The organism is Polyangiaceae bacterium, assembly GCA_020633205.1.
Taxonomy (GTDB): domain Bacteria; phylum Myxococcota_A; class Polyangia; order Polyangiales; family Polyangiaceae; genus JAHBVY01.
In genome coordinates this window covers 660271-671700 of the sequence record JACKEB010000014.1, presented here as the reverse complement: position 1 = coordinate 671700, position 11430 = coordinate 660271, and the positions used below count along the sequence as shown (strand labels likewise).

Below are 11430 nucleotides of genomic sequence, written 5' to 3'. Positions count from 1 at the left end.
CGCTGCGTCTCGGGCGACCAGGCGACGAAGAACAGCTCGGGGTCCTCGAGCTCCTTGTGGAAGTGCACGTGCAGCTCAGTCGGTTGACCTGCCGCGTCCCGGCGACTGATGCGGTACTTCACATCTGGCCGGTCCAGGCGCCAGCCATGCGGGATGGGATCTCGACGTAGCAGCGGGATGAAGAAGTGCTTCATCAGTCCGTTCGCGTCGAAGATGCGCAGCGTACGCTCGTTGATGCGTGTCAGCTTGGCGGTGCCTTCAACCGCCGCCAAACAGCGGATGGCGCGAGGCTCGACTAGTTTCCGTGAGGCAAGCTGCATAGGGAGCTGAGCGCACATGAACATCGGGTCTGGCGTCGCGAGGATCACCAGCGTCTTGTCCTTTGCCTCCGCCGGGACGCCCTCGGCTGCCAGCGCCGCGGGCCGACCCACCAAGCGCACGCTCCACGCTTCGAAAGCCAAACGGAGAGGTCCCAACGTAGCCAAGACGCAAAGCCAAAAGCCCGCGAGGAGGCGCACGCCAAAGGTCGAGCGCTGCTCCACTGCGTGCGCGATGGTGTGAGCCACCACCCCCGAAAGCCCCAAGCCGGCGACCAGCATCAAGCGGCAATGCGGCTGTGTGGCGCACATCGGCAGCGTCGCGAGTAGCGCCCCCAGGCCCCAAAAGCGCGCGATCGGCCGCGCCTTCAGCACCCGATACACCGGGAGCGCCATCAAGAGCAGGACGACGCAGCATGCCGCGAGCACCTGCAGCTCCGCCTTGCGCCCGGCGAGCGTCGCCACACCAGCGACTGGTCCGCCGACTTCCCCGGCGACCAGCTGGGGGAGCCGCTCTGCCATTACCCCAAGGAATTGCAGCGGACTGGCGATGGGGTCCACGTACATTGCGCTATTGGCGGTGCCGTAGCCCATGCCGCTGTAGATGATGCGCCAAGCAACTACGGCGCCGAGCACCGGTAACAGCGCGGCCACGGCGCGCCTCACCCCCGAACGATCCAGGAGCAACGCGTAGGCCAGATAATAGCCGAGGAACGCGATGGCGCTCTCCCCCGCGAAGAACGAGACGAAGGTCGCGAGGCCCACCAGGGCGCCGCCCAGCAGCTTGGGTGTCTCCGCCTCACGCCAGCGCAAATAGAGTTCGAAAGCTACGGCACCGAGCGCGCCGGCGATCAGCTGATTGCGGTTGGAGAGCCAACCCGCGGGAACACCTCGGGAGGGAGCAAGCAGCGCAAACCATAGCATCAGCCCGACGACCCAAGCTTGATTCCCCGCGGAAATTTCTAGTCGCCGCACGACTCGAGCGATGGCCATACCGAAGAGCGCAAGCCACAGCAAGGAGTGCACGTGCATCAACCACGGGTGCTTGACCAGCACGTGGTAGTCGAGGACGTGAGTGAGCGCAGATATCGGGCGAAAGAACGCCAATCGAACGCCAGGCTGCGTGTACCAGGGGGACGCACCCGTTGCGTAGCCGCGAGCGAGGTCCTGAGGGGTGCCATCTGCGAAGCGGAACAAGTCCCAGAACGGCCGCGGCGTCTCCCACATCGGTCCGGGCTGCCCGGTGTGGTTCACCGTCCAGTTGAGCACGTGGTCGTCCAGCTGCATCCCAACGCCCAGGGACGTGCAACACAGAAGCAGCGAGAGCGCGATGAACCAGCGCGGCGTGGTGTCCCGCGCGAGCCACGCTTGGACACGTGGGGTGATTACCCGAGCAACCAGCGGTTTGGCTTGGTCCACGCACGGCTGCGTATCAGCCGCGCGTCGGACCGACAAGCGTGCTCAAAATCGCGCCGTTTGGCTGGCGCGCCGCTTGGCTTCGTAGGCGTAGCCATCGTCGTCACCGAAGCCCATGTTGATGATCGGGCTCCACTCGAGCACACCGTCGCTGGCGTGATTGACGAGTCCGATCTGTAGTCCACGGAGGCGCTCGGTGTGATTGAACAGGCCAATCTGCACCCCGTGGACCTCCTCTGAGATGTTCGCGACGCCAATTTGCGAACCGTAGAGCTTCTCCGTGATGTTTCCACCACCGATCTGCGCGACTCCGCGGAACTCCTTGGAGTATGCGGCGAGGCCAACCTGGAAGCCTCCGACGAAGTCTGCGGAGAAGTTGGTGACACCGGCCTGTAGTACACCGCGGAAACGACCCGTGGAGTTCGCGGCACCAGCCTGCACCAGACCAGCAAAGGAGCCGTCTTTGCCGTCGATGTGCTCGTCGTAAATCTCCCCTTGAGCGTTCAAGAAGCCGACCTGGAACAGCCCGGTGAAGTCTTCCGCCTGGTTGTAGAAGCCGAGCTGACCCAGACCGACAAAGTCTTCTTCAGCGAGGTTGAAGCCACCAATCTGGGCGAGACCGAAGAACTCTTCCTCGGTGCGGTTGTAGCCACCAATCTGGAGGCCACCGTAGAACTCTTGAGCGCGGTTCACGCCAGCGAACTGCAACGCTCCGTACCAATCGAGGCTGCGGTTGTACGCCAGGGCGACCTGACCCACACCCATGAAGGTGCGCGCTCGATTTTCCGCAAGAGAAAACTGAGAGACACCAATGAACTCGTCTGCGAGGTTGCGCCCGATGGCGAGCTGCAAGGCGCCAACGTGGGTGCCCGCGTCGTTGCGGATCAGAGAGAGGGAGAAGCCGCCGTAGAAGCGCTCGATGCGTTCGTGAGCCAGCGCCATCGCTGCGACGCCACCGAAGGTGCCGAGGTGCGGACGGAGACCAGCGTGGAGCACCGCCCAGTCCGTGGGTTCGTCGAGAGACGACCCGGAGCCGCCCATGTCCCGAGGGCCACCGCCACCGGAGTTGTACTCGCTGTCGGGGCGCGCAACGACAGGGGTCACATCGCCTTGCGCCGTACCCTGCCCGCTCTCGTCTTGAGTGAGCGGACCGACCGCGACCTCGGCCTTACGCGGAGCCGCAGGGCGAGTGCCGATATCGTCGTCTTGGCTCTCAGCGTGAGCCGGGGCGCTGGACATCCAGCAAGTGACCAAAGCAAGGGCGGAGAAGAGTTTTACCGTTCGCATGACCCCCCCGAAACGAGGGGGCGGCCGACCGCTTACGCCTCAAGGCGATTTTCGATCTGAAAAATCTACTCGCTCAACAGACGCCACGAATCAGTGCGAAACTCCCCGCGTGTTCAGTAGAGCAGTTGTCGGTATCGGCCTGATTTGCGCCGCTTGTGGGGGAGAGGCCAGCCATCCAGAAGCGCCAGTACCTCATCAGGAGCCGGCCCCGGCTCCCGCAGCTGACAGCAGCGAACCGATTGCCCTAGTCGCACCACCGCCCTCTGCCAGCGCCGAAAACGCTGAGCCTCCAGAGCCCCTCGCGTCGATTTCCGGTGAACCGAAGCCTTGGGACCGAGCGAAGTGCCACGGTAGTAACTTGGACTTCGAAGAGCTGCGAAGGACCTTCGAGTGTCGGGTAAACGAGCGCTCAAAGGAGCCGCTACCGAACGCGCTGAAGATGGTTCAACCGAACCCCAATTCGGTTCCGCAGGGTAGTCAGATCATGGTTCAAGTGGATTTGGTAAACTCCGGCGCCGAGGTCGTAGACTTCACGGTCACCGTTGGTGAGAGCCTGCCCAGCGTGCAATTAGGCAAGCTCCAGCGCGGGAGCAAGAGCTTGGCGCTCAGCTGCATGCGGTACATGATCACCACCCGAGTCACGCTGCGCATCGAACTCGAGCCCGGAGGCACGCTGCAGTTTTCGACGCCACTCTACGCCAACGACTCGTTGAGCGATCGCTACCGAGGCGAGGGCGAGTATGCGATCCTTAGCCCGTCGTCTGGCTGCGACGCGAAGCCGCTACCGCGAGGTAATGGCTACAGTGTCGAGGCGCGCACCAACGTTAACTCCGGCAGTCTAAACGGCCGCATTACCTTTAGCGTCAACTAGTGAGGCGAATCTGTGATTCGCTGAACAAATCAACACAGTCTTTCCTCGTCTCAAAAGTAGCGCGATGGCGCAAAACTCGGACGCCCACACCCCGAGGGGGCGGGCGAGTTTTGCAGCGAACTACGGAGACAGGACACTAGCTTTGATAGGACACGATGCCTTCGAGGAAGGCGTCGACCATTGCTGCCTCTTCGCTGGTGCGCGTCGGAAGTTCATTCAGACCATCGCACCACGGCAAGCGGCTCTCCGTGCCGACTTGAATCACCGGCGCGACTTGCTCGGGTGCGTCCAGCGTCGCAATCGCGACTTCCACCCCATAGCCGTCGGGCTCATAGGTCAGGGGTGTCCCGCAGTCGCCGCAGAACCCCCGCTGCACCTTGTTCGATGATCGAAAGCGCTTCGGCTCGTGGGTGAGCCACACGAGACCGTGAGCCGTCACCAGCGGTGCAAACGCGTTCCCGAGGGCCCGCTGGCACATGCGGCAGTGACAGATCGAGGCGCGCCCCAGGCGCTCCACGGAGTAGCGAATGTTTCCGCACTGACAGCCACCCTCGAATCGGTCACCCATGCGACTGCATCTAAGGCAGTCTGGCTCGCGTAGGAAGTCGCCGCTTGGTTCGTTCCACGCGCCAGTTGAGACTCCGCCCTACGGACTGCCATCCACGCTCTAGTCCTCGCCTGCGTCGCTTGTGGGGGTGAGGCACACCGGGGCCGCGTACTGAGCGGCCGGCGCTAGTTTTGCGGCTCTTTGGGGTGAGCACAGCGGCTCCTGGTGGCTTCAGCTTCCTGGGTTCTGACCGTTTGCAGTCCCAGATGGATAGGCCCCGGGTTCTGATCGTCGAAGACGAGGCAAGCGTCCGAATGACGCTGGAGGCGCTGCTGTGCGACGCCTACAGCGTCACGTCGGTGGGCACGGCCGCGTCAGCGCGGTGGAATCTAGCTCAGCAGGACTTCGACGTCCTAATCACGGACTACAGCCTGCCTGACGGGACGGGCGCGCAGCTGATCGCCAGCATGGAACAAACGGCGCCCGAGCTGATCGCAATCGTCGTCACCGGCTACCCGGACGCCCCGGACGTCCGAGCACTGCGCAGGAACTCGGGGATGGTGCTCGGCAAACCCTACGACCCCGAGGTGCTGCTCGCATATGTGCGCAACGCGGCGCAGTTTGCGCGTCTACGCCGCGCGCGCAAGCGGCTACAAGGCGCGGTCAATGGCTAGGGTGCTGATGGGCTCCCTGTTAGTCTTATGCGTCGTGGCCTCCCCCGCGTGGGCAGCGGAGGAGCGCGCACAAGCCCTCCAAGAGCTTTACCTCGCGGAACCGGCATATCTGCAAGAGCACGGCGAGGTCCAGCTCACGCTGCGTGCGGATGCCTTGCGAGCACCGGAACTCACGGCGGGGTCAGCGAGCGCTGGTCTGGAGTATGGGATCTCCGACAACCTGCAGGCCGAACTGAGTGTTCCCTACCTGGTGGCGACTGACTCCCGGGAAACGCAACACGGGGTGGGGCAGTTGGGGATCGGGGCGCTCGCGGGTGGTCCGCTAAGCCAGGATGTACTCCTCACGGGCGGCTTGGAGGTCACGTTTCCGAGTCCTTCAACGTTGGCCGAGGATCAGTTCGGAGTTGAACCTAGCGTCATCGTTCAGGCGGCCGTGGGCGATCTGCACGTAGCTTGTTCGGGCTCTATCGAGACCGACCCCGCGCTCCCATTCGAAGAGACGGAGGGGACACTCGCGACAGCGATATTTGGCCCACTTGGGCCAGCCGTCCCCGGCGCGGTCGTCCCCACCCTGGAAATCGCACGCGTGTTTGCGGAAGAGAGCACGTGGTCGCTGGCGAGCGGCTTTCGCTGGGCCCCAAGCGCCGCGGTGGAAGTAGGGGCAGCACTACTCCTCGTGACCCCGGACACCTCGGACAGGCTCGACTACGGCGCTGCGCTCGTAGTCAGCCTGGAGCACAATTTCCTCGAGGAATATGCCGACGATTGAACGAAAGCTCCAGCGCACCCGCAGGATCGTCGTGCTAGCAAGCCTCGCCGGGATGCTCGTGGGTGCGGCAGGCCTCGTCCGCGTCCGCCAGCACGACGCCATCGTGGCATTGGCGACCGAGGACTTGGGGCTACACCGTGAGCTCGCCATTCGCCTGCAGACCTACATGGCCGAAGCCCGCGGCAACGTCGGTCAGCAGGAGCCGGATGAGGGCTTGCGAGCAGCCGATCGCGAACTGTCCAAGGTGCTGGACACCATCGGGAACCTCGAGGCTGAAGACGACGAAGACGGCGGGGCAGAAGAAAAAGCAGCGCTGCGCGAACTCGAACACGAGATCGGGCTGCTGCGGGCTGCGGTAGCCGGAACTACCACGCTCCCCGACGGACGCCGGGAGGCGGTACTTGACCACATCAGCCATAGCCGGGTTCAAGGGCAGTTGATGAAGAGGATCCATGAGCGCATCCTCGACGAAGAGGACGACCTCGCCCAGGAGAACTCTAGAATCCGCACGGAAAGCGGAGTCCTTCTGGCCCTTCAAGTCGTGATCGGCTTGTTGCTCGCACTCGGGGTGCACCGGCGGCTAGCCGCGATTCGAGATAGCGTGGGTGGCGGGCTCCGCAAGCTCACGTCGGCAGCGGAGCGCCTGGGCGAGGGCACGTTGGGAGAAGAGGTTCGGCTCGATACGCCCGATGCGGAACTCGTGACCCTCGCAAGTACGCTCAGCACCGCATCTCACGCGCTTGCCAAGGCTGGGGCTGAGGTGGAGCAACAGCACTCCCAAATCGTCCGCCTAGAAAAGCTCTCCGCGCTGGGCCAACTCGCGGGCGCTGTCGGACACGAACTGCGTAACCCGCTGGGAGTGATCCGAAATGCACACCACTACTTCGCGCGTCGCATCGCGATGTCCGAGCTCGCGGAAGACAAACGGGTCAACGAATTTCTGAAACTCGTCGACCGAGAACTCGACGCCAGCGCGCGCATCATCAGTGACCTGCTCGACTTCGCGCGCGAGCGCCCGCTGGACGTCAGTCATGTCGACCTGGGTCTCTTGATTGCCGAGGCGGTGGAAGTCGTTCCAGTGCGCGCAAACGTTCACGTCGAAGTGATCTCGGGAGGCGATCTCCCCGCTCTATCCCTGGATCGAGCGCGTATGCGGCAAGTCCTGAGCAACGTGATTCAGAACGCCGTAGAGGCGATTCCCCCGGAGCGAGGCGGAACCGTGCGGATACACACGCTCAGCCAGAGCGATACCTGCGAGATCCGCATCGAGGACGATGGAGAGGGATCGAAGAGACGGACCTGGCTCACATCTTCGAGCCGCTGTTCAGCAAGAAGATCAAGGGCACCGGCCTCGGATTGCCCATTGTGCGCAGCATCGTGGAGAAGCATCAGGGGCACATCGTCTACCAGTCTCAACGAGGCGTGGGAACGACCGCCGTCATTCAACTTCCAGCGACCGAGGCCAGAGGGGTAAGCGCATGACCGAAGCAGCAACACGCATCCTGGTGGTGGACGACGAACCTGGCGCGAGACTCACACTCGCCGCGAACCTCGAGCTGGAAGGCTACGACGTGGTCACGGCTGAGGACGCGAGTCAGGCGCTCGACGCGCTGCTTTCCGGGGACTTCGCCCTCGTGATCACCGACTTTCAGATGCCGGGCATGGATGGCCTGGACATGTTGCGCGCCATTCGCCGAGCAAAGCCCGAGCAGATGGTCGTCATGGCAACCGGGTTCGCCAACGAGTCGCGTGTCGAATCCGCGATCGGCGAAGGTGCGTTTGCCATCGTCAGCAAGCCTTTCCCCATGGAACAGCTCCTTGGCGTGGTGGAGCACGCCTGCCGCGGTCCGGTAGTCGTCGTTGTCGACGATCCCGCTGAAGCGGCCGTCCTGGCAGGTGACCTCAAACAGCACTTCGTCGCAGCCGTGGCTTGTAGCAACGTCGCCTGTGCGCTGGAGCTGCGCGACGCAGACGTCTTCGTAACGGCCACTACGCTGGTGAACCGCGCGTTCCTGGATGAGCTCAACCGACGCTCAGCGAACGGTGAAAAAGTAACGCTGGTCTTCATCACCGACGAAGGCCATCAGCGAGTGCCCAAGGCAGCCATCCCCGGCTTCATCATCAGGCGACCACCCAAGGTCCCTTGGTTACTCAAGACCATCGCCGACTCCCGAGGGATAAACTGATGTCAGGTGTTGGCTTCTTGGTCTACCGCGTCTCCGCTCGGGCAGAGCAGGTGCGCGCTGAGGCTCAGTCGCGACGCCAGCGACACAACCTACGGAACCGGCTAGGGAGCATTCGAAACGCGGCGTTCTTTCTGTCCCGCAAGCTGCACCCTGACTGGAAGCAATCCGAGCCAAGACTCCCGGAGTTCCTCGAGCTGATTCAATCCGAGGTGGCGCTCGCCGAAGAGCTGCTGAAGCGACCGTCCGATTCGCTATGCGACTTCGAGGTCAGCACTGAGGTCGCCGTCGCGTTAGCGCTGTTCGCCCTCGGGCTCGAGCCGGCGTGCACGCCTTCATGCATTCCGAATCAGGCCACCATCGATTTGGCCGCGGCGCTCTGCTTGTTGGCTGACGTAGAGGTGCGCCATCCCGTTTCCGTGGAACAAGCTGGCACCACGGTTCGTCTGCTCGTCAGGAGTCAGCATGCCGAAGATTCGTTCGAAGTCGAGGGTGCTCGCTACTTGTTCGATCTGTTGGGCGCGGAGACGACACGCGGCGAGCGGGGCCTGACGATCACACTCGCGGAGGCGGCATGTCGAGCGCAGCGAGAATACTAATTGTCGACGACGACCCGGGCACACGCTTCGGCCTCGCCAGGCTACTGGAAGACGAAGGCTACGAAGTCGAGGAGGCGGCGGATTTGAGCACCGCGGTCGAGAAGCTCGAGCACCAGCGCTTCCAGGTCGCAATTCTCGATCGGAACTTGCGCGGGGAGGACGGGCTCGTCCTCCTGCCCAAGCTGCGTGCGCAGGAGCCTCCGACGAAGGCTGTGCTCTTCTCGGGGGGGAGCGAACCGATCGATGCGACCGTAGATGCTCGACTGCTCAAGGGCAGTTGCCCCGCGGAGATGTTGAGGAGGATCGCCGAGCTGGTGCGGCGCTAGCTCCCAGCATCCTACTAGAGAAGATGGGGAGTGCACTCCTGGGCGTCCCGGATCTACTTCTTGGCGCAGTCCGGGAGCATGAACTCGAAGTCTTCCTGGGCCTGCTTTGCGGAGTCGCCCGGGTTCTCTAGCTTGTAATACGTCGCGTGAAGACGCTTCGCGTCCTTGCACAGCTTGGCCTCGCCGGCGCAGCGCGCTGCACCGAGCAGCGCCATCACGCCGCCCTTCATCGCGCCGTCCGGCGGCCCCTTGAGAGACTTGAGCGCCGCCGCGATCTCGTCACCGGCCTTCACGCAGCCCGGGCCATCCTGGGCCGCGAGGCTCGCTTGAAGACCGGGCAAAGCGCGCATCATGCGATCAGGCGCAGACATCCCGCCACTCGTGACGCACTTGGCTTGAGCGTGTTGGTCGACCAGCGCGCCCAGCTGTGCGTCGCTCATGCGCGGGGTCATCGCCTGGCGGTCCTGGGCGGCGAGTGCCTCACGAGCGAGCTTCTTGCCTTCGTCGCAACGCCCCGCGCGCATCGTGCACCAGGCGCGGACCATACGGAAACGATGCTCACTGGCACCGATGCTATCAGTAGCGTCCGCGCGCTCAAGATCCTGAAGGCAGCCGACGCCATCTCCGAGCGCCTCTTTGCGCTCGGCAGAGAGCCTAAGCATCATCGCGTTCATCTGGCCCTGGGCCTTCACCGCCGCTGAATCTCCGGCGGCAGCCGCTTGTTCCGGAGTCAGGCCCGCTGAGCTCGCCGCCGGTCGCACGCCAGGGCGAACCGCCCGAGCCGTGAGTCGGATCGGTACCCGGCACTCGGTCTGAGTGTGGGTGTCACAACTGTCGAGCTTGCCGCCGTGCTTCAACAGCGAATGTGCTCCACGCTGCTTGCCCTCGGCGCCGAATCCAGCGACGGCAGCGTTTGCTTTCAGCTCTTGTTGGGAAGCGGAATACAGCTCGAAGGCCCCGAGGTCGTAGCTTGAGATGAAATGGGTCGCGCTCGCGCAGCGGTCGTTCGCTTTTATTTCCTCACGGTACACATCGTCGCGCAGTGCCCGCCGCTGACCAGCGACGAAGTAACTCAGCTTCAGACCGCGGTCTGAGCTGACTTGGCCTCCCAATGAGAGTGCACCGAGCGGAAGCTTCGCGCTGAGCTCGGTCTGGTCGCGAATGTCGAAGCCTTCCCGAGTACCGCTGGTGGCTTGGATTTGATCGTACCGACCGTAGCGACCGTGCAGCGCCTCGTCCTTGCAGCCATACAGCACGCGCAGTTGGCAGTTCTCGAGCTGAACGAACACGACATCGTCCTGCGCTGCGGCTTCGAAGCTCGCGAGGTCCGTGGCGTCCCACTCCACGACGAAGACGCGCGAATCACCGTCGGGTTGCAACATGCAGCGATCACGCCCGGCCGTTGTTTGATCCATGAGCGGTGCTTGAGGTTCGCCTCCGCCTCCGCTTCCGCCGCAGCCGCTCGCCAATCCGGCGGTAGTCGATAGGAACAGCACCCCGACCAACCCCCGCGCCCAAAATGCATCAGCCCAGAACGCCCCAGTCACGGCGCCGGGTGTAGCGCACGTGCGCCTCAAAGAGAAACCGCGGCATGGGTAACCACCGAGCCTTCTCGACGTATCGCTCGAGATGCGCGCATCTACAGTGTTTTTGGCCGCTCTGGTGGTGGCTGGTTGCAACGAGTCGGGGTCAGAGCCCAGCGCCGAGCCGTCCTCCAAGGCGAGCACAAGCTCGCCTGCAGGGAACCCGAGCGCCGCGCCCACGGCTAACGAGAAGCCGCTGGCCGCCAAGAAGCCCATGGCCAAGGAAACCAGCGATACAGCCTCGGACCACCTGGGCAAGCTCCCCGAAGGCGTTGGGCTCAAGTTGGGCAGCCCACTTCCGGAGCTCAAACTGCAGAGCAGCGAGGGTGACGAGGTCGACGTGAACGCGCTCGCGAAGACCGGAACGCTGATGCTGGTGTTCTATCGAGGCGGTTGGTGCCCTTTCTGCAACTACCAGATCCACTCTTTGGCGAAGGCGTACCCCGAATTTCAGAAACGCGGTGTCACGCCAGTAGCGATCAGCGTCGACCTACCGAACGAAGCCTCGAAGACTCAAACCAGCTGGAAGATCCCCTTCCCCGTTTTGACTGACCCAGAGCTCGTCGCCCACAAGGCGTTCAACGTATTGAACCAGCTCGACGACTCAGGGCTCGCCAAGCTGAAGGGCTACGGCATCGATCTCGAACAGCGCACCGGTCAGAAGCACCACACCATCGCTATTCCGTCCATCTTCATCATCAACGACGGCAAGCTCGCGTGGGCGCACGCTGATACCGACTACAAAACACGGCCAAGCACAACCCAGCTGCTGAAGGTCATCGACGACCTAAAGCTGTAGCCACCCAGCGACGTCATTCCCGCACGGCAACGGACAAGAGCGCGACGGTTAGTTCGCCT

General features: G+C 63.4%; 12 protein-coding genes. 8 read left to right on the top strand and 4 right to left on the bottom strand.

Annotated features, from left to right (window positions below; all coding sequences use genetic code 11):
- On the bottom strand, positions 1-1736 hold a 1736-nt coding region (locus H6718_22940), incomplete at its 3' end, for a hypothetical protein (GenBank protein MCB9588282.1).
- Between the two features lie 42 nt (positions 1737-1778).
- The gene (locus H6718_22935; protein MCB9588281.1) at positions 1779-3020 is read right to left on the bottom strand and encodes a hypothetical protein; all 1242 of its coding nucleotides are present in this window, start codon (positions 3018-3020) and stop codon (positions 1779-1781) included.
- Positions 3021-3129: 109 nt separating this feature from the next.
- Here H6718_22935 and H6718_22930 point away from each other — a divergent pair, with 109 nt between their 5' ends.
- A complete protein-coding gene (locus tag H6718_22930; GenBank protein ID MCB9588280.1) occupies positions 3130-3891 on the top strand; it encodes a hypothetical protein in 762 nt (253 codons plus the stop codon).
- Positions 3892-4027: 136 nt separating this feature from the next.
- On the opposite strand, the gene H6718_22925 is transcribed toward H6718_22930, so the two are convergent.
- Complete coding sequence (locus H6718_22925; GenBank protein MCB9588279.1) at positions 4028-4459, bottom strand: GFA family protein; 432 nt, start codon at positions 4457-4459, stop codon at positions 4028-4030.
- Between the two features lie 245 nt (positions 4460-4704).
- On the opposite strand from H6718_22925, the gene H6718_22920 reads away from it, so the two are divergent.
- Genes H6718_22920 through H6718_22895 form a run of 6 tightly spaced genes read left to right on the top strand, consistent with a single transcriptional unit; the run spans position 4705 to position 8989 of the window.
- Complete coding sequence (locus H6718_22920) at positions 4705-5112, top strand: response regulator (GenBank protein ID MCB9588278.1); 408 nt, start codon at positions 4705-4707, stop codon at positions 5110-5112.
- Between the two features lie 7 nt (positions 5113-5119).
- Entirely contained in the window at positions 5120-5881 is a 762-nt protein-coding gene (locus tag H6718_22915) for a hypothetical protein (GenBank protein MCB9588277.1), read from the top strand.
- Complete coding sequence (locus tag H6718_22910) at positions 5868-7355, top strand: hypothetical protein (protein ID MCB9588276.1); 1488 nt, start codon at positions 5868-5870, stop codon at positions 7353-7355. The genes H6718_22915 and H6718_22910 overlap by 14 nt, the downstream gene beginning before the upstream one ends.
- Before the next feature lie 4 nt (positions 7356-7359).
- Positions 7360-8067 carry a response regulator gene (locus H6718_22905; GenBank protein ID MCB9588275.1) on the top strand — a complete coding sequence of 236 codons (708 nt, stop codon included), beginning with the start codon at positions 7360-7362 and terminating at the stop codon, positions 8065-8067.
- A complete protein-coding gene (locus H6718_22900) occupies positions 8067-8663 on the top strand; it encodes a hypothetical protein (GenBank protein ID MCB9588274.1) in 597 nt (198 codons plus the stop codon). Before H6718_22905 ends, H6718_22900 begins: the two co-directional genes overlap by 1 nt.
- Entirely contained in the window at positions 8639-8989 is a 351-nt protein-coding gene (locus H6718_22895; GenBank protein MCB9588273.1) for a response regulator, read from the top strand. The genes H6718_22900 and H6718_22895 overlap by 25 nt, the downstream gene beginning before the upstream one ends.
- 53 nt (positions 8990-9042) lie before the next feature.
- Here the strand turns inward: H6718_22895 and H6718_22890 are convergent, their stop codons facing one another.
- Positions 9043-10536 (bottom strand): hypothetical protein, encoded by a 1494-nt coding sequence (locus tag H6718_22890; GenBank protein MCB9588272.1) that lies wholly within the window; start codon positions 10534-10536, stop codon positions 9043-9045.
- Positions 10537-10618: 82 nt separating this feature from the next.
- Here H6718_22890 and H6718_22885 point away from each other — a divergent pair, with 82 nt between their 5' ends.
- Positions 10619-11371: an AhpC/TSA family protein gene (locus H6718_22885; GenBank protein ID MCB9588271.1), complete on the top strand. Its 753-nt coding sequence runs from the start codon at positions 10619-10621 to the stop codon at positions 11369-11371.
- Positions 11372-11430 lie beyond the last annotated feature (59 nt).